The 19,428-nt window shown below is 42.0% G+C and carries 17 protein-coding genes; 9 read left to right on the top strand and 8 right to left on the bottom strand.

Annotated features, from left to right (window positions below; genetic code table 11):
- Window positions 1-156 precede the first annotated feature (156 nt).
- Window positions 157-834: a DUF1361 domain-containing protein gene (locus CSQ79_RS16235; protein ID WP_289501207.1), complete on the bottom strand. Its 678-nt coding sequence runs from the start codon at window positions 832-834 to the stop codon at window positions 157-159.
- A 335-nt stretch (window positions 835-1,169) separates the two neighbouring features.
- Between CSQ79_RS16235 and CSQ79_RS16230 the strand changes: the two genes are divergently transcribed.
- Window positions 1,170-2,348 (top strand): low temperature requirement protein A, encoded by a 1,179-nt coding sequence (locus CSQ79_RS16230; protein WP_099702207.1) that lies wholly within the window; start codon window positions 1,170-1,172, stop codon window positions 2,346-2,348.
- A gap of 381 nt (window positions 2,349-2,729) precedes the next feature.
- Complete coding sequence (locus CSQ79_RS16225; protein ID WP_099702206.1) at window positions 2,730-4,412, top strand: NAD-binding protein; 1,683 nt, start codon at window positions 2,730-2,732, stop codon at window positions 4,410-4,412.
- An 11-nt stretch (window positions 4,413-4,423) separates the two neighbouring features.
- Here CSQ79_RS16225 and CSQ79_RS16220 read toward each other — a convergent pair whose 3' ends face one another.
- The 3 genes from CSQ79_RS16220 to ald form a co-directional block, all read right to left on the bottom strand.
- Window positions 4,424-5,344 (bottom strand): DMT family transporter, encoded by a 921-nt coding sequence (locus tag CSQ79_RS16220; protein WP_099702205.1) that lies wholly within the window; start codon window positions 5,342-5,344, stop codon window positions 4,424-4,426.
- Window positions 5,345-5,774: 430 nt separating this feature from the next.
- Window positions 5,775-6,644 (bottom strand): MBL fold metallo-hydrolase, encoded by an 870-nt coding sequence (locus tag CSQ79_RS16215; RefSeq protein ID WP_099702204.1) that lies wholly within the window; start codon window positions 6,642-6,644, stop codon window positions 5,775-5,777.
- Between the two features lie 84 nt (window positions 6,645-6,728).
- Window positions 6,729-7,823: an alanine dehydrogenase gene (ald, locus tag CSQ79_RS16210; RefSeq protein ID WP_099702203.1), complete on the bottom strand. Its 1,095-nt coding sequence runs from the start codon at window positions 7,821-7,823 to the stop codon at window positions 6,729-6,731.
- A gap of 253 nt (window positions 7,824-8,076) precedes the next feature.
- On the opposite strand from ald, the gene CSQ79_RS16205 reads away from it, so the two are divergent.
- On the top strand, window positions 8,077-8,250 hold the full coding sequence (locus CSQ79_RS16205; protein ID WP_099702202.1) for a CAB/ELIP/HLIP family chlorophyll-binding protein: 174 nt from the start codon (window positions 8,077-8,079) through the stop codon (window positions 8,248-8,250).
- A gap of 266 nt (window positions 8,251-8,516) precedes the next feature.
- Window positions 8,517-8,807 (top strand): hypothetical protein, encoded by a 291-nt coding sequence (locus tag CSQ79_RS16200; protein ID WP_289501205.1) that lies wholly within the window; start codon window positions 8,517-8,519, stop codon window positions 8,805-8,807.
- A 57-nt stretch (window positions 8,808-8,864) separates the two neighbouring features.
- On the opposite strand, the gene CSQ79_RS16195 is transcribed toward CSQ79_RS16200, so the two are convergent.
- Window positions 8,865-9,089: a hypothetical protein gene (locus tag CSQ79_RS16195; RefSeq protein WP_099702200.1), complete on the bottom strand. Its 225-nt coding sequence runs from the start codon at window positions 9,087-9,089 to the stop codon at window positions 8,865-8,867.
- Between the two features lie 725 nt (window positions 9,090-9,814).
- On the opposite strand from CSQ79_RS16195, the gene CSQ79_RS16190 reads away from it, so the two are divergent.
- Window positions 9,815-11,002: a PAS domain-containing protein gene (locus tag CSQ79_RS16190; protein ID WP_099702199.1), complete on the top strand. Its 1,188-nt coding sequence runs from the start codon at window positions 9,815-9,817 to the stop codon at window positions 11,000-11,002.
- A gap of 63 nt (window positions 11,003-11,065) precedes the next feature.
- On the opposite strand, the gene CSQ79_RS16185 is transcribed toward CSQ79_RS16190, so the two are convergent.
- From CSQ79_RS16185 to CSQ79_RS16175, 3 genes are all read right to left on the bottom strand, one after another.
- On the bottom strand, window positions 11,066-11,686 hold the full coding sequence (locus CSQ79_RS16185; RefSeq protein WP_099702198.1) for a cytochrome c oxidase subunit 3: 621 nt from the start codon (window positions 11,684-11,686) through the stop codon (window positions 11,066-11,068).
- 76 nt (window positions 11,687-11,762) lie between these two features.
- Window positions 11,763-13,511 (bottom strand): cytochrome c oxidase subunit I, encoded by a 1,749-nt coding sequence (ctaD, locus tag CSQ79_RS16180; protein WP_099702197.1) that lies wholly within the window; start codon window positions 13,509-13,511, stop codon window positions 11,763-11,765.
- Between the two features lie 66 nt (window positions 13,512-13,577).
- On the bottom strand, window positions 13,578-14,663 hold the full coding sequence (locus CSQ79_RS16175; RefSeq protein WP_099702196.1) for a cytochrome c oxidase subunit II: 1,086 nt from the start codon (window positions 14,661-14,663) through the stop codon (window positions 13,578-13,580).
- 524 nt (window positions 14,664-15,187) lie between these two features.
- On the opposite strand from CSQ79_RS16175, the gene CSQ79_RS16170 reads away from it, so the two are divergent.
- The 4 genes from CSQ79_RS16170 (at window position 15,188) to CSQ79_RS16155 (ending at window position 19,417) form a co-directional block, all read left to right on the top strand.
- Window positions 15,188-16,132 carry a COX15/CtaA family protein gene (locus tag CSQ79_RS16170; RefSeq protein ID WP_099702195.1) on the top strand — a complete coding sequence of 315 codons (945 nt, stop codon included), beginning with the start codon at window positions 15,188-15,190 and terminating at the stop codon, window positions 16,130-16,132.
- Between the two features lie 129 nt (window positions 16,133-16,261).
- Window positions 16,262-17,209, top strand: a complete 948-nt coding sequence (locus CSQ79_RS16165; protein WP_099702194.1) for a heme o synthase — start codon at window positions 16,262-16,264, stop codon at window positions 17,207-17,209.
- 101 nt (window positions 17,210-17,310) lie between these two features.
- Window positions 17,311-18,330 carry an ABC transporter ATP-binding protein gene (locus CSQ79_RS16160; RefSeq protein ID WP_099702193.1) on the top strand — a complete coding sequence of 340 codons (1,020 nt, stop codon included), beginning with the start codon at window positions 17,311-17,313 and terminating at the stop codon, window positions 18,328-18,330.
- Between the two features lie 190 nt (window positions 18,331-18,520).
- Window positions 18,521-19,417, top strand: coding sequence for an ABC transporter permease (locus CSQ79_RS16155; RefSeq protein ID WP_099702192.1), 897 nt, complete (start codon window positions 18,521-18,523; stop codon window positions 19,415-19,417).
- Window positions 19,418-19,428: the final 11 nt, after the last annotated feature.

Below are 19,428 nucleotides of genomic sequence, written 5' to 3'. Positions count from 1 at the left end.
TCTGATAGAATTTAGGCAGCATTTTTTGTGATAGGCAGGCGATGTCAATAGCCAGCCTATCTTTTTTTGACCCAAAGCTTAAAACTATTATCTAGCTTTACTTTTAGCCCTCCTGTCACCCCATCAGTTGAGTATAGTAAACAGCCAAGACGAGTTCTATAGATATTGGTCAATATCAACTCTTGCGCGTGCGTAATGAATCCGTAGCACAAGCCCTAAAGTTAACTGCTTCATAATCCAATAAAATATAGTAAGGATAATGAAGATAATAAAAACAACAAAGAGTGGGCGTCGCTCAGTTAAATCATTAACCGTTCTGAGTAGAACACTACCAGGTTCTGTTACTAAATCCCAACTATTAAAGCGGCGAAATCTACCAAGATAAACTCCAACTGCACACAAAACATGGGCGATCAGTTCTCCCCAAACAACAAATTGTCTTGCGCCCTGACGTCTTAAGTAATAACCTTGATTAATTAAAGAAACGACGTACGCTTCAAAACCAATAAGCATGGCAAATAGATGCACAGGGATCACAAACAGCGTAATGACCCACGGAGATAGCCCAGGGCGTATTCCGCGAATAAGATGAATAATATCTGTGAGTACATAAGGTGCATTAGGCAGAAAAGCCACGAAAACAACAAAAACTACCCACCACACAAAGGAACGAGAGTGTGTTTTGCGCCGAAATAGCCAAAAGCTAAGTGCTAATGGGACAAAAGCTAAGAACAAGTTCCATAGAATCCAACCACTGTAGATTGCGTCAAAGGCGCGTACTAGTTGGGTGGATAATTCAGTAAATACTCGGGTTGCAAAAATGTGAGTCTCCATCTTAGCTGTAATAGTCTAATCTTGTTTTTCCTAGATTAACCCCTATTCAAAACGGTTCCAGAAAGATAAAGCTATCCTGGTATGGAATGTTCAAACAAAGGTAGAATCTTGCTACTACCTCGATCGCATCATTACCAAAGAAAATTATGATATCAAGGAATGATCTAGCGATCGCCATATTTGTTGGTAGTGTCAATGCTGAAGATTGCTCTTTACTTTTAGAGCTACTTTAATAATACAGATGACTTTCACCACAAATACCATAAACTGTATTTCACAAGCCTTCAGAGATTTTGTCTTGCTTGCGCTGCAAACTTATTCAATTCAAAATCATGATGAAAACCTGGTTACAACCTCCACGGTTACGCATAGGCGAAGATAGCGAGGGAGAACGCCACGCCACCTGGTTAGAACTGTTTTATGACTTGGTGTTTGTTGTTGCCGTCTCTCAACTTGCACACAACCTCAATGATGATGTTTCGCTGTCAGGATTTTGTGGCTTTGTTGTTCTATTTATTCCTGTATGGTGGTCGTGGATTGGCACAACACTGTATGCGAACCGCTTTGATACCGACGACATCGTGCATCGGATACTTACAGCAATGCAAATGCTGGCGATCGCAGCTTTAGCTGTGAATGTACATCACGGTTTAGCCGAAAATGCACCTGGTTTTGCTCTTGCATATGCTGCAGGACGGGCATTACTCGTTTTTGAGTATATTCGTGCGGGAAAACACGTCAGCGTAGCGCGATCGCTAACAAATTATTACGCTAGAGGTTTCGCTATTGCGGCGTTGCTGTGGCTCATATCAGCATTTGTCTCACCACCGCTACGTTTCATTCTTTGGGCATTCGGCTTAATTATTGACTTTGCCACACCATTAACTGCTAGAAAATTCATAACAGGATTGCTACCCCACGCGGCACATTTACCTGAACGTTTCGGGTTGTTTACGATTATTGTTTTGGGTGAGGCGATTATTGCCGTTGTGGATGGTGTTTCTGAGCAAGAATGGGATATTGGCAGTGCGATCGCTGCTGTCTTCGGCTTGAGTATTGCGTTTAGCTTGTGGTGGCTTTACTTTGATAATATTGGAGTTTCGGCAGTTCAACGTGCACGTAACGAAGGACGCATAGCAGTTTTGAATGCATGGCTTTATACGCATCTACCGCTAGTCATCGGTATTGCTGCAACTGGAGTTGGTGTAGAACAAGTCTTGTTAACTGAAGCTAATGTTGCCTTACCTACTCCTCAACGGTGGCTACTTTGCGGCGCAGTCGCATTATGCTTACTTGCTTTAGCAATTTTACACCGCACTGGTACAATCGTATACTGCAAAATCAGAACCAAATACCGGCTCATCGCAGCTGTACTAGTCTTGCTGATCGGTTTAATTGGTGTAGGTTGGTTGCCAATTGTGGTTATTGGATCAGTCGCGTTCGTTTGTGGAACACAAGTGATCCAAGATTTGAGGCAGAGTCGCCCGTTTACGCGCTTGAGCGATCCAGAGTAAAGTCGCTAAATTTGGGTAAGCTATTGCGTTATATAATGATAGGTTTATCTATGCAAAAAAACAAAAAGAAAACAACATTTTAATAACTACACAGTAATACTTAAAGTACCACAAAATTGATAACGGCTCAAACAAGAGAAAACCGTTAATTATTTGAGAATATTTAGCAGGGTTTTCTAGCAGTTCAAAAAAATTAATATGTTACTAACTGAATTAAAGTTACCACCGATATAAATCTTTCTATAACTTATTGTCTTTCTGAGTCACAAACTCTAGGTAGCAGTGTTTTCAGCTACAGTATGTGCGTCATTAGTAGTCAAAAATGGTGATTTAGACAACAGTAGATTACTTTTGCTTGCTACTGTTGGTTGTGACTGAGATATGACTCGAATTATTGTCTGCGGCTTAGAACGCACGGGCTACAAAATCTTTTGTTTACTCAGACAACAAGGAGCAAGTGTCGTTGGCATTCATCATCAACTAATTCCCAAAGAGGAAACGATTGTTGTGGGGGATCTCCAAGCAGCAACAACTTTACAGGCTGCAGAAATTGAAACCGCCCAAACATTAGTACTGGCAAACAGTGATGATGCTTTGAATTTGGCAATTCTGATTCAAGCACGAGTACTCAATCCGCGAATTCGGATTATCAATCGTTTATTTAATGCTAACTTAGGCGATCGCCTTGACCACACCTTACCAGATCACGTCAGTATGAGTGTTTCCGGTTTAGCCGCACCTGTATTTTACTTTGCTGCACTCGGAAGTCGAGCGATCGGACAACTTAAACTATTTAATCAAACTTGGCCTATCCAAGAAGAATATATTCACGAGCACCATCCGTGGCGCGGGCGCTTATTAAGTAATTTATGGGACGATCGCACTCGGATGTTGATTTACTATTTACCTGTACGAGGTGAAATTGATCTTGTCTGTGCAGTCAGTTCAGGGCAACAGTTGCAAGTAGGCGATCGGCTGATTGTTGGTACGCAGCCAAATATCCGTACAATGCGAAAGTCAGCAATTTCTAAACTACTAAAAGTACTCACTAACTTACGTCAATTTCGCCAACATGGACAATCTTTAATGATTGTGACGCTAGTCCTGCTCGTAACTATCTTTACTGCCACACTCACTTATATCTGTTTTGATTTAAACACTTCGATTATTGATGCTTTATATTTTTCGGTTGGTATGATCACAGGTGCTGGTGGCAAAGAAGAAGTTGTCGAAAAAGCACCTGATAGTATCAAAGTGTTTACAGCGTTCATGATGTTAATTGGCGCAGGTATTATTGGGATTTGTTACGCGCTACTTAATGATTTTGTCTTAGGCACGCGCTTCAAACAGTTTTGGGATGCGGCACGAGTTCCCCAACGCAATCATTACATCGTCTGCGGTTTAGGCGGAATTGGCGTGCAAGTTGTGCAACAATTCCATGCGAGTGGGCATGAAGTCGTCATTATCGAACGCGATCCTAATAATAGATTTCTCAATACTGCTCGTGGATTAGGTATTCCAGTTATTCAAGGTGATGCTAGCTTGCCTGAAACATTACAAGCTGCGAATCTTAAATCAGCAGGCGCTTTGTTAATTGTGACAAGTAACGATGCAGTTAACTTAGAAATTGCCCTTAATGCTAAAACATTAACACCAAGTATTCCCGCGATCGTTCGCTATGAACATCCAGACTTTGCCCATATGGCACAACAAGTCTTTGAATTCGAGGCGGTGTTGAGTCCAGCTGAACTTGCAGCCCCTGCTTTTGCCGCCGCAGCTTTAGGTGGGCGCATCTTAGGTAATGGTATCACTGCAGATAGCCTTTGGGTAGCTTTAGCAACTTTAATTACACCTTCGCATCCTTTTTGCGGTCAGCGCGTCAAAGAAACTGCAATGCAATCTGATTTCGTTCCGTTATATATCGAAACTAACTGCCAAACGATCCACGGCTGGGATTTATTAGACACATATTTGAGTGCAGGAGATGTATTGTATCTTACAATGCCTGCAAATCGGTTAGATCAGTTGTGGCGAGCTGTACCTTCTCAAATTATGGTGAGTTGAGAGCAATTCATTTATTCATGCGGTACGCGAGAGATACTAACGACTGCTAGTAAAATCAAACTACCTCCCATTCCTTGTGAAACTAAAAGCCGCTCTCCTAGTATTAAGTAAGCGCTGATAACTCCAAAAACAGGAGTCAATGTTAAGTAAAGCGAAAGTCTACTTGCAGGTAAATAACGCACAGCAGCTAGGTAAAGTAAAAATGCTAATCCATATCCAAATGCTCCTGATGTAACAGCAATAAGTAAGCTACCCCACATTGCAGGTACAAACTCAAAAGACTCTAGACCCAAAAACAATGCGCCTAATAGCATCATCATAAAGAGAATGAGAGCAACAGATTGCTGAATTGCCGCTAATGCTACAAGATGTAAACGTTGAACTGAACGAGCAGCCGTCACTGCATAAAGTGAAGCAAACAAAACACTGAGACAAACAAGCAGATCTCCCCAGATTGATCCTTGACCGATTGAAGTTGCATTAGGAATAGAAATAAACGCAACCCCCACACAGGCTAATAGTCCTAACCCAATCAGAGGAAAATTAATGTGTTCGCGCAGAATTATCCATGATAGGGCAATGGTAACAATAGGTTCAGTTGTGCTAATAAATGTGGAATTACTGGCTGTTGTCAACGATAGTCCAAACACAGCAAAAGTGTAAGATAAACCTGGTTCGAGCAGTCCTATTAAGCTCAATTTGAGTGTATTCCACTGTAAAGGAACTTGGATACCTTGGAAAATAATGATTGTCCAGAGAACAACCACGCTAGAAGCAGTTTGAATGCATAATAAGGTAAATGGTGGTATTTGTTCTAATGCTCCTTTAGTTAACACAATGGTTAAACCATAAATTGCCGCAGCTAATATAATTGAGTAAGTTCCTTCAGGAAGATCGGGCAAACGTTTAAAGCCGCGCAGCGATTCGGTCATAAGATTTACAGTTTATCTTTAACAAGGTTTGTATTGTTTAGCTGTAACTCAACGATGATAGCTAAGAAGCTTGAGGATGATATGCTTTGAGCAATTAAAGCACAGTTTGTATAGGCAACTGTTGCAATACTACCCACATCCGTGCAGCATAGGCACAGACAGTAGTATTTATTTCAATACTTCCCAGCTAAACTAAAAATAGTTAACTAGCTGTAATAGTTACAGACTCTACAATATACACAATTGCTTTTGATATACCAGCAATATTAACTACAGTAAGACTTTTCAAATTTAATATCACAACCTTAACTCCTTTATTGAGTCGGAATTTTGGTTTATTTGTGATGATTCAAGTAAGGCTGATAGTGTTTTTATCTAAGTTATGAAGATCTAGTTGAAATGGTTAATTGTTTATGGCTATTTGTGACATTCAAGCTGCTTCCATCTCGGCAATACACTGCTGTAGTAGATGCTGCATCTTATCAGCATCGGCATGATGTCTGCGTCCATGACCTGGTAATACCCACTCAAAAGCGTATTTTGTCAACTTCCGCATCGATTTAATTTGTTCTGACCAAGAATACCAGCAAACATCGCGCCAAGCAACGAGTGAATTGCGATGCTCTGACCAAGCCAGGTGATCTCCAGTAAAGAGAAACTGCTTGTAGAGTAAAACTGTATGCCCTCTAGTATGCCCAGGTACAGGAATAACGAGTAAATGTGAATCAATTTCAACAGGTTGTGAAGCTGTCAGTTGAACTTCGACACTGCGGGTACTAGAAGTTATATCGTCTCGATGCAGAATGCGATCGCACTGAAAATACTCGTGGTACTTCTGATGATCGGCAACATCATCTTTGTGTGTGAGATACAAGTAGCGAATTCCTCCCATTTTCTCAATTTGCTTCACCAATGGCGGTGTAAACCGAGGTGAATCGACCATAACATTACCTTCAGGACGGACAATCAAGTAACTTGCTGCGCCATAGGAATTTTCGGCATGGTAGCCGCAGTGGTAAACATTCTCGGCGACTGGAATGGGAAAGCTTTGTTGTGCTTTTTTAATATCGTGTGGCTTCTCGATTGTCCCAATCGAACTTGTCGGACACGCTAAAAGTGCTTGCAGCGATCGCAGTCGCTCGCCTTGATTCACTGGCTGATGATAAACTGCTGACTGTTCTCCTACACGATTAAACACCTCTGGAGTCATCCAACGGCAAGTATCGCAATCAATACAGGTGCTATCAACGTAAAAGTCTCCACTCACGTTTTGCGGGCGACGCTGATTTAAGTGAGCCATAAGTGAACCTCTAGGACGCAGTGAGATAGTAAAATCACTGTTATATTCCTAAGCTAGCGCACTTGACATCAGCTTGCCTTTTTGCTAAAGAGCTAAGTCGGGAAACACCTGTTGTACTGCCGGATGTACAAGACGATGACTTTGGACGTTCACACCTGCTGCTAAAGCTGGATTAGTTTGCATCGCTTGCATTCCCAAGTTAGCTAACTGCACGATATAAGGTAAAGTACTATTATTCAACGCTTGTGTTGCTGTCCACGGTACGGCTCCTGGCATATTAGGAACACCGTAGTGAACTACCCCTGCTGCAACATATGTAGGCTTGGTATGACTCGTCGCGTGTAATGTTTCAATACAACCACCTTGGTCAACTGCCACATCGACAATTACTGAACCTGGACGCATTTGTCCAACCAATGCACGACTGACAAGAATCGGCGCTCGTCGTCCAGGAACTAAAACAGCGCCAATAAGGAGATCTGCCTCTGGCACGACAGCATCAACTTGCGCAGAATTACTATAAAGTAACTCAACTCTAGAGCCAAATAGTGTTTCTAAGTAAGATAATCGTTCGACATTGACATCTAAGATTTGAACAGTAGCACCCATGCCGATTGCGATTCGTGCTGCTTCTGTACCGACAACTCCACCCCCTAAAACAACCACTCTTCCAGATCTGACACCAGGGACACCACCTAATAAAACACCGCGCCCTCCTTGTTGACGTTCCAAAAACCGAGCGCCAAACTGTACAGATAAGCGCCCAGCAATAATGCTCATAGGTGTGAGAAGTGGTAGTTTATTTGTGCTACTCGCGACTTCTACCGTTTCGTAGGCGATCGCTGTTACCCCACAATCAATTAAATGCTCTGTTAAAGCTTTATCAGCTGCTAAATGCAAATAGGTGAATAGCAGTTGTCCTTTTTGTAAAAATTGATATTCTGGCTGTAGCGGTTCTTTAACTTTAATAACAAGTTCTCGATTCCAAGCATTTTTAGCAGTAGAAACAATTTCTGCTCCAACTTGGCGATAATCCTCGTCTGTAAACCCAGCGCCAACACCTGCTTGTGATTCTACAAAAATATTGTGACCATTCTCTTTAAGAACTCGCACGCTACTCGGACTCAAGCCCACCCTAAACTCTTGATCTTTTGTTTCTTTAGGAACGCCAATTTCCATTTTTGATGATTTTCTTCTACATCTGTTTTTAGCTTAAGCGCGTCCGCTGCAAGTGGCGAGATAGCGAGTGTAATCTCATATACTACGTCAATCTCCTGCGTAGACTAGTACCTGTCTTTAGATACCACTTTTGACAAGTCACTTTGTACGATATAGTAAAGAAATGTAAATAAAACGTAATTTTGGGTACAATTTAATCTCAATTCTTATAGAAGCTCCTAGCCAATTTCCTTACAATTTAGAGGTTTAGCAAATGACAACTCAGCCACAACCTACAACGACTCCTAGCTTAGAGGAACCTAAGTTTGGATTTAATGAGTATGCCGAACGCTTGAATGGCAGAGCAGCAATGATTGGATTTCTCATTTTAGTTGTGATTGAATACCTGACAGGTAAAGGCGTGCTTGCTTGGCTTGGGCTAAGATAGAGTAGAAGAGAGTTTGATATCAATACTGAGGTCAAAAGCAAGCTAGCAAAGTTGCTAAGAAAAGACCTATTCAGCTCTAACTATAGTTTGCGGATCTCAGTCCAGACTCACAGTGTACCTTAATGATGATTCTGCCCAGCTTAATTGCTGTCTTGTACATAAAACAATGCAAATTGCGTAAAGACATCTGCAAGTCTGGAAAGTAGGTCTTAAGATGATAGGTAACTTGAGATAATAGCTGACCCAAAGAATATATTAATTTTGTGATGAACGCAGCACTACCGAAGTTGTTATCTGCATACCGTAAAGAGCCGTTACCCAGTGTATTAGTGACTATGGGAGCGGTGGACGCTGTTATTGGCGGACTAGGCGATCGCTGGTCTTTGTTTACGTTTGGGTTAGTCACTGTGAGTATGGCTATTGGTCTGCGTTGGTGGTTATTACAGCAGCGCCGTCCTTACCCGACAGAGGAGATTGCTACACCGCGCTATTTGCCGCCTAGTAGTTCGCATCAAGCACTACCCGTTTTAAAGGTATCCAAACGCCGACCACGATAAGATCACTTTGTGCTTCTTGATGCCCTTCTACTAACTAGTTTGCTAGTAGCAAACTATTTATGCTTGTTGTTCTGCTGTTTCAACTAATTTTTTTAGCTTCATGTAAGCTTCCTCTGGTGTGAGTGCCTCTGATTCCTTTTCATTAGGAATATAGTACTGTCTGTTATCAGGAAAGTGTCGAACAACGAAACTAGGAATTAAGCCTAGCTCCATAGCTTTCTCTCCTAGCATATCAGCAGCTTCTGCCAAACTATATTCATCGTGAATTTTATACTGACTCATATTTTTTGTATTCCTATAAATACTGTATACACCTAGTTGAGCTAGTACTTTAAATATAATTTAAATTTACAAATTTACAAGTTTATCGAAGACGCATTCTCCTATCTGTTTATGTAAAGCATTACTACCAGCCCTTTGATATTCTTCTTGCTGCCAGTTTTAAAAAATCTAAAATGCGCGGCACGTTTTGCATGCATTGTTATTCCTTGTTGTGAGCTACGTTTAGTTCATTAATAGTCATAAAAACTAAAAAAACTTCAAGCTTAAATTTCTCCATAATAATAGGTGAATTGTCTGTAGATTCTTTACTTTTTTCATCTTATAATTCGTGGATGTAAAGGCTACTCATTTCTTAGTTAAGGACATATACTAATATTTTTTTTATGTTTTAGTAAAAGCTATCTCCTACAATAGAGTTAAGAATAATTGTTTAATTAATAGAATTGAGACAACATTTTAAGTGACTCCTGACAGGAGTACAAAGCTGACTAAATCTCTGGAACGAAAGTAACTTAGTTTTAGATATGGCGCATCTCTCTAAAGAATGGTTTAAGCAAAAAATGCGTAGTTTCTTAAAAAGGTTGACAAGGCTATAAGCACTTTTACGCTAACCATCCACCAGTAGCCCAACATGATTGTGCTGCTTCAAGGGCTAAATATTCAGTAAGGAAAATGTCGAGTTTAAATTTTGCAAGCTAAGTTACTATTACTCTTGGAGATAGCATGTGAATGTAGATAAATTTGCTCAACCAGTCTATAAACAAATAGAAAGTTTATATCAGCTAGGTAATTCACCAGATGCTTCGCAAGAGATGCTACCGATAGCTCTTACAAATCTTGGCATTGTATCAGAAGAGTTACAACTAACAGTAGATGAGCTACAGCGTCAGAATAAAGAACTCTTGGCGACACAAGCAGCACTTGAATTACAAGTTTGCCGCTATCAAGAACTATTTGATTTTGCTCCTGATGGTTATATTGTCATCGATAAGTCTGGAAAGATAGAAGAAGCAAATCGTGCTGCGGCTAAACTGTTTAATGTTCCACAGCGATTTTTGGTGGGCAAACCGCTGATTATTTTTGTTGCAGAAGACGAACGCCAAGCGCTTTACAGTAAGTTGATGCAGTTGCAGCAAGCACAATCGCTGGAGTGGGTGGTAAATCTTTGCCCGCGTAATCAGGCACCTATAAAGGTAGTATTAACAGTAGCTATCGTAATAGGTAACGCAGGTAACAATAGCAAAATGCAAGTATGTATTCGCCAGGTGAATGCTGTTCAGGATCAACCTTGCACAGATCAAGAAGAAACATCGAATGGCGATCGCCGTAAATATGTTTATCTAAAAGGCGAACTAATACCGCTTAAGCCACAAATGATTTGGCAAGTCGATCAAGGAATTGTCAAGCTTAGTACTTTAAGTGAAACTGGGGAAGAGGTTGTTGTAGGTTTGGCAGGACCTGGAATGCCCTTTGGCGTCGAGCTAACATCGCTACACACATATCAAGCTACTGCGCTATCCCAAGTTCAATTACTGTGCTACTCCTTTAACGAACTTGCTGCATCACCGTTGCTGGCTGCTCAAGTATTACCGCGCATTAATCAAAGGTTACGGCAATCTGAAGCTTTGTTAGCTATTTTTGGGCAAAGGCGAGTCAAAGATCGTTTTGAGCAGTTACTACAGCTATTAAAACAAGAAATTGGTCAGCCAACTGAGCGAGGAATTCGTTTGAGCGTGCGCTTTACACATCAAGAATTAGCTGAAGCTTGTTCAACGACCCGCGTGACAGTTACGCGATTGTTAGGAAAACTTCAAGATGAAGGTAAAATCTCTATCGATGCCAAAAATCATATTATTCTTAAAGAACAAAGTTTATTCGATAGATTACCCGCAAAAGATATCTACACTGTGTAAAAGAAAAACCCCATTGCAGGGGCTTTGCTACTGACTAATAACTCAATACGATCGCCAGTTGATTTAGAGAATGTACAATAGCCCAAATAAAACAATCCACACAACATCAACAAAATGCCAGTAGATTTCTGCAGCTTCTACGCCAAAGTGTTTTTCATTTGAATAGTGACCAGCAACACGCGATCGCCATAAAACAGCCAAAATCGCGACTAGTCCAATAAAAACGTGCAATCCGTGAAAGCCAGTCAGGACATAAAAGGCACTAGCAAATAAATTGGTAGTTAGACCAAATTCTAAATTACTGTACTCGTAAAGCTGTCCAGCTAAGAAGATTGCGCCCATTGCCGCAGTAATTGCGAGCCAAGTACGCATTCCACCTACATCATTTTTTTTGATGGCAGTGTCTGCATTATGCATGACAAAACTACTAGAAATTAGAATGATCGTGTTAACTCCAGGTAACAAAAGTTCTAATTCTGGTGTTCCTTCGGGAGGCCACGATGGTAGCACAGATCGAAAAGCCAAATACGCACCAAACATACCGAAGAAAATCATTCCTTCAGCTACCAGAAACATAATAAGTCCAGTAATACGATGATCTGGATGTTCCTCATGATGCGCTTCAGCTTCAGTGTGATGGTAGTTAAGCGCTGTTTTTGCTGGGTCAATAGTTTGACTTTGCATGATTTAATTTGATAACGAATGTAGGAATAGTAAATCGTGAGCCACCATAAAAACTGATTGCTCACAACTTATCAAGTTATTTGCGGTCTTCAGGGTTAGCAGCAAATTTGGGATCGGGATCAGCACGTAATGCTGAATTAGGACCAGCAGCTAAAGCAGGTTCTCTTTCATCAGATAGTGGCACATCCTCCACTTCTTGATCATCAGCATTACTCATACCATAGTCATAAGGTCCTGTTGCTAGCACAGGTAGCTTGTCAAAATTCTCAATTGCTGGTGGTGAAGTCGTCATCCACTCTAAGGTTAATGCTTGCCAAGGGTTATTACCTGCCTTAGGACCGTACATCCAACTCCAAATAGCATTGATGATGAACGGAAAAGTAGAAACGGCAAGCAAATAAGAACCCATTGTGCAGATAAAGTTGATTGTTTCAAATTTAGGATCGTACACTGCAATCCGTCGGTTCATGCCCATCATGCCCAACTTGTGCATAGGCAAGAAAGTCAGATTTAAGCCTACAATCGTGAGAGCAAAGTGAACTCTGCCCCAAAACTCGTTGAGCATTCGCCCAGTAATCTTAGGAAACCAGTGGTAATAACCCGCAAAGATACCTAAGACACTACCTCCAAAGAGAACATAGTGCAGGTGAGCAACAACAAAATAGGTATCATGAACGTGAATATCAAAAGGTACAGCAGCTAACATGACGCCGCTAATACCACCGATAACAAACGTGCCGACAAAACCCATAGCAAACAGCATGGCGCTATTAAGACGAAGCTTACCACCCCAAACTGTGGCTACCCAGCTAAAAACTTTGATCCCTGTGGGTACAGCGATGATCATTGTTGTGATCATAAAGAACATCCGCAACCAACCAGGAATACCACTAGTAAACATATGGTGCGCCCAGACGATTAAGCCCAAAAAGCTGATTGCCAAACTTGAATAAGCGATCGCTTGATAACCAAAAACTGGTTTACGGGCGTGTACTGGCAAAATTTCGGAGATCAGCCCGAAGAAGGGCAGAATCATAATGTAAACCGCAGGGTGGGAGTAAAACCAGAACATATGCTGGTAAACAATCGGATCTCCACCGCCAGTCGGGTTAAAAAATGTTGTCCCTGCGAGTAAATCAAACCCTAAAAGAATTAAAGCACCTGCTAGTACAGGAGTAGAAAGCAAAGTAATTGCGGAAGTAGCAATCATTGCCCAACAAAATAACGGCATTTGGTTTACCGACATTCCTGGAATCCGCATTTTCCAGATTGTCACCAGAAAATTGATCGCCCCCAGAATGGAAGAAGTACCAAGTAAGAGGACGCTCATAATCCAAATTGCTTCACCCACCTGTCCTGTCACCAAGCTTAAAGGTGGATAGGACGTCCAACCTGCATCAGGTGCATCTCCCACAAGTAAGCTACTGATAAGTAACAAACCAGCAGGTGGAATCATCCAGAACGCGACTGCATTCAAGCGAGGAAATGCCATGTCTTTTGCCCCAATCATTAGGGGAATGAGATAGTTGGCAAATCCAGCCCCCGCAGGTACAATCCACAAGAAAATCATGATCGTCGCGTGGAGTGTAAACAAGCTGTTGTAGACTTCTGGACTGACAAAATCAGTTTCTGGTGTTTTTAATTCTGTGCGTACTAAGTCAGCTAAAACGCCACCAATACAGTAAAAAATAAAAGTTGTGACGAGATATTGAATTCCGATAACTTTGTGATCGGTATTAAAGCTGAAGTAGTCGCGCCACTTTCTTACTCCGTGTTCTTCACTGTGAGCAGGATTAGCGCTTTCTTGTAGCTGTGCTTGTGTCATATCGAAAAAGGAAGTAGGGAGTGGGCAGTAGAGAGTAAGACTGATGAGTCGAACTCCTAACTATCTCTAATGATGAGTGTGGTGGATTTGGTGAAGCATTTCCGGTTGAATTTCTAAATTGCTGATGTAGGGAGCTAAAAATTCTGCTGGAGATAAATCAGCCGAGTTGACTGCAACAAGTTGTTGCGAGTCTGTGTTTGCGATCTGCTCTTGCTGCCACTGTTCAAATGCCTCCGGTGTTTCAATGACAAATTGTGTATTCATTGCACCGTGGTATGGACCACAGAGTTCAGCACAGATCAGTTTATACTCACCTACAGTTCTCGGTGTAAATCGAATTTCTGACTGTCTACCAGGAATTGCATCCTGTTTTAGGCGTAATTCTGGTACCCAAAAAGCGTGAATGACATCGTTTGCGGTCATACTAATTTGAACTTCGCGTCCTACCGGAACGTGTAATTCACCACTTGTAATGCCTGTATCAGGATACGTGAAAATCCAAGCGTACTGTAATCCTGTAACGTTAACTGTTAAAGCTGGGGATGTACCCTCTTGATCGGGACTTGCACCGATGCTCGGAGAAACAACTCCTACACCTGGAGCGTTTTGCCTTTGCGGTATTTGATCGGCGTTGCGAACTTCTGCCGTTGCTGGGTCTTGCATTGCTGCGTCAGACTTCTGTTGATTCAAATTAGAATCTGTATTTGGCGGTGTATCACTCAGTGTTGCTGCGATCGCTGCTCCTGGCATTCTGACTGCTTGCTCTCCTATAGGTGCCTCATGCACACTATGCGGATTGAAGCCACCAATTGAGTTATAAACATCAAAGCTGTAAATCGCAATTCCAATGACAAGAATTGCTGGTACTGCTGTCCACAAGATTTCTAGTGGTATATTACCGAAAATGGGTGGTCCGTCAGAATCGTCACCAGGGCGACGCCGAAAGCGAACAGCAGAGTAAATTAGGGCACCCTCCACAATAAGAAATAAACCTGTGGAGATAGTCAACATTGCATTGAATAGCCTATCTACCAACTCGGCTTCATCTGATGCTGGTGTTGGCAACAGACCATGATTTTGACCGTACCAAAGGCTAACTATGGTTACGACTATACCGACGATTAAAGTCCAGATCGATGATGGAATGTTCACGGTTTAGCTATTTTAATGACTTTACTTCTATTGTTAACTCTGCTCATCTTCCACGGTAGTGTAGAGACAAACTACCGTCGAGAAAATCAAGGTTATTTTTACTAATTTCTTTGGGATCGCTCAATTAGATTTAGTTAGCGTGCTTCTCTAGTATCACCTGTGGCAGATGTTAAGCAAAGTAAATTGTGTTACTTAATGGACGTCATTGATATAAGAGTGGTCAGAGGATGCGCTTTTCTCAGACCTACAGTTCATGAGTCAGGGGTCAGGGTTAAAAGTCGTTTAGAGTAATGGTTCTAAGCCTCTATAATATCCTAATAATATTGACCGTTGCTATATAAGCAAACTCTAACAATAATATTTGAGTGATAGTCAATGTCATTTAAAAGTTGGAGATCCAGTCACTTGAAAGTTCTTATTTCCTATAGCTCATTTTCTGTTGGGAATGCGCTAGCGTGGAAATGAGCAAATAATCACAAAAACATTAACTTTGATAGCTCTCAAACAGGCAGAAGGTATCGTTCATGACCGAATCCGTCCTGCATCAACAAACTATAACGAGTGGCGAACAATCGCAGCCAAAAGAACGAATCCGGCGGCTCGTATGGAAAATTGCGATCGCTACCTTGATTTTGATGGCAATCGGTAGTGCCACTCGCGTGATGAATGCTGGGCTGGCTTGCCCAGACTGGCCTTTGTGTTATGGTGAGCTTGTCCCAGCAAAGCAAATGAATTTTCAAGTATTCCTCGAATGGTTTCATCGTTTAGACGCAGCTATGGTAGGGTTGGGAGCGATCGTATTGGCGAGCTTGTCTTGGTGGAACCGTCGAATGTTACCGCAGTGGTTGCCTTGGGCGGCAACTTTTGCGCTTGGCTTAGTTGTCTTTCAAGGTGTTTTAGGTGGCTTGACTGTCACAGAACTTTTACGTTTTGATATTGTGACTGCTCACTTGGGCACAGCCCTGCTGTTTTTTGTGACACTACTTGTCATTGGCACAGCATTAGTACCCTATCAAGGAACTGGTACAGCAGGTAATCTTCCTTGGATAGGTTTGATTGCAGCTAGTCTTGTTTATTTACAAAGCCTGATGGGTGCCTTAGTAGCTTCTCGCTGGGCACTGCATCAGTGTTTTGCGGGTAATGCTCTGTGTAACGTAATGTATAGTCACATCGCTGGCGTCGTTCCACCAACTTTGGCAATTGTTACCGTTGTCTTTTTTGCTTGGCGGACTCCTGCATTACATCCAGCGTTACGACAACTCGCAAATATGGCAGGTGGGCTGCTGGTTCTCCAAATGTTGTTGGGTATAGCAACATTCCGCTTGCACCTACAAGTAGAGCCACTCACAGTAGCACACCAAGTAGTCGGTGCAGTTTTACTGGGAACGCTAGTTGCTTTTACCGTATTGGGATTACGCGATCGCACAACAGCTATTATCGCAATTCCTACAACTGAACCATCAATTTGATAAAGTTGCAGCCAATACAAAAATCGAGCGCAAATGACAATTTAATTTTGTTGATCAAGAGCAGATTCTGTTCGCGAGTTAGCTCATCTGGTTGTATGTTGTTTCAAATATTAAGGAACTGGTGCAAATATGATTGAGACGAGTGTCTCACGCCATCATCAAAACTTTTTTCAAGTTATTCAAAGCTACTACCAACTGACAAAGCCAAGGATCATTCCACTTTTATTAATCACAACTGCTGCGAGTATGTGGATCGCTTCTGATGGTAAAGTCGATCCAGTTTTACTTGTAGCAACTTTGAGTGGCGGTACTTTTGCGGCTGGTGCAGCACAAACAATCAACTGTATTTACGATCGCGACATCGATTATGATATGGAACGCACTCGCCACCGTCCACTCCCCTCAGGACGAGTGCAATCGCGCGATGCACTGATTTTTGCGATCGCACTTGCTACTATATCTTTTACTTTACTTACAGTATTTGCTAACCTGCTCAGTGCACTCTTAGCCATGTCTGGCATTGTGTTCTATGTTGGTATCTATACTCACCTACTCAAACGCCATACAACACAAAATATTGTTATTGGTGGTGCTGCTGGAGCTATTCCAGCCCTTGTTGGCTGGGCAGCTTGTACTGGTGCGTTAAGTGTACCAGCTTGGGTACTCTTCGGGATCGTATTTTTGTGGACACCGCCACACTTTTGGGCATTGGCACTGATGATCCGAGATGATTATGCCAAAGTAGGAGTCCCTATGTTACCTGTTGTTGCCGGAAATACAGCAACGACTTGGCAGATTTGGTGGTATACCTTAATTTTGATTCCCACAACACTGCTACTTGTTTATCCGCTGCATGTTTCAGGGCTGTTCTATGCCATTGTTGCCTTGCTTTTAGGAAGCATCTTTATTAAGAAAGCTTGGGCATTGTTGCGCGATCCCAGCAATCAACAACAAGCGCGATCGCTCTTCCTCTACTCAATTCTTTATATGATGCTATTGTGTGCTGGCATGATGATTGATAGCTTACCAATTACACATCAAGTTACTACCGCAGTGATGGCTTTGGTTACAAAATAGCTACCAGGTGGGCTTTTTGCCCACCCTTGATCCCCAACTGCATTAAAGCCTTAAAATAGATTGTATAGAATTGTGTATTTTTGCAAGCAGAGATATATTATATGGCTCCTGCTGTTTTAATAGAGAATTTAAAGAAACGCTACGGCTCAACGGAAGCTGTTCAAGACGTCTCCTTTCAAGTCGAACCAGGAGAAATATTTGGCATTCTAGGTCCAAATGGAGCCGGAAAGACAACAACACTGAGAATTTTGTGTACTTTGGCAACACCAGATGCGGGAAATATTGCTGTTTCTGGTATCTCAGTAGTTGACAACCCTAGAGAAGCTAGAAAAAAACTCGGCTATGTAGCTCAAGAAGTTGCACTTGACAAGATTCTTACAGGGCGCGAATTATTACAGCTGCAAGCAGCACTGTATCACCTTCCCAAAGCAGTCGCTAAAGAAAGAATTAAGAATGTCATTAGTTTACTAGGCTTGGAAGAATGGGCAGACAAGCGCACGGGAACATATTCTGGCGGAATTCGCAAGCGCCTCGATCTCGCTGCTGGTTTACTTCATGCACCAGATGTTCTCGTTTTAGATGAACCGACGGTAGGACTTGACATTGAAAGTCGATTCATTGTCTGGAATTTCTTGCGTCAAATTCGAGCAGCAGGGACAACCGTCCTCATAACAAGTCATTATTTAGAAGAAATAGATGCTCTGGCAGATCGCGTTGCCATTATTGATCGCGGTAAAGTTATCGCCGTAGGAACTCCATCAGAATTAAAAGATCGCGTGGGTGGCGATCGCATTACCTTACGCATTCGCGAGTTTTCTCCAGAAGAAGAAGCAGAAAAAGCAAAAAACTTATTGGAGAACTTACCCTTTGTTCAAGAGGTGATTATCAATAGCGCTCAAGGTAATTCACTCAATTTGGTTGTCACTCCCCAAAATGATGCCCTAACTGCTGTTCAGCGATCGCTGAACTCAGTGGGTTTACCCGTTTTTGGGATCGCTCAGTCGCGCCCTAGCCTAGATGACGTTTACCTAGCTGCGACGGGAAAAACACTCATGGATGCAGAACTAGCTGCAGTGGGAAGCCGCGATCTCAAGGCGGAACGCAAACAAAATATGCGATAAAGAAGAGGTCAGAGGTCAGAGGTCGGAGATCAGGGTAATTCAATGGCGCAGAAGAGAAGTTTTAATTTTGATGATAGTTACTTTATAAAGATTGGAAGCAAACAGCGATCGCTCCCTTCTGGATTCAACTCTGACCTCCGACCCCTGATCCCTTCTTCATCAATTTTATAATCTCAAATCTAAAACTATTATGAGTGGTACTGTTACACCTCCTAAATCGGAAATTAATTGGCAGCAAATAGCATCACCGCAACTTAATACAGATGCTACTCCCAATTTTTTAAGTGAAATAGTTCAAGAAACACTTGCTTTAACTCGCCGGCTGTTTATTCAGTTGCAACGACGCCCCTCAACGTTAGTTGCTGGAATTATTCAGCCAGTCATGTGGTTGATTCTCTTTGGTGCCCTATTTCAAAATGCTCCTCAAGGATTGTTTGGTACAAGCCAAAGTTATGCACAGTTTCTTGGTGCGGGCATTATTGTTTTTACTGCTTTTGCTGGCGCACTCAATGCTGGATTACCAGTGATGTTTGACCGCGAGTTTGGCTTTTTAAATCGTTTACTTGTGGCACCATTAGCCTCTCGATTTTCAATTGTTTTAGCTTCCGCAATCTTTATTATTACGCAAAGTTTACTGCAAGCTGCTGTTATTGTTACGGCAGCAGCCTTTCTGGGCGCTGGACTACCTGATGTAGCAGGGTTGAGTGTAATTACACTTGTAGTCTTTTTACTTGCTTTAGGTGTGACAGCTTTAAGTTTAGGTTTAGCTTTTGCTTTACCTGGTCATATTGAATTAATTGCTGTCATTTTTGTAACGAACTTGCCATTGTTATTTGCCAGTACTGCCCTAGCGCCTCTATCATTCATGCCAAAATGGCTACAAGTCGTAGCAACGTTGAATCCTCTGAGTTATGCAATTGAACCAATTCGCTATCTTTACACTCATAGCAATTGGAACTTCAGCAGTGTCGTTATGCAAGCACCTTGGGGAACAATTACTTTTGGTGGAGCGTTGCTAGTATTACTTGGCTTCAGCCTTGTTGCTTTACTTAGTATTCAACCACTATTGCGCAAGTCACTTGCGTAAGATATAAGCAT

Origin of the sequence: Gloeocapsopsis sp. IPPAS B-1203 (assembly GCF_002749975.1) — a bacterium.
GTDB lineage: Bacteria > Cyanobacteriota > Cyanobacteriia > Cyanobacteriales > Chroococcidiopsidaceae > Gloeocapsopsis.
Note: the sequence above shows the minus strand (reverse complement) of the source record. Positions and strands in the feature narration are given on the sequence as shown.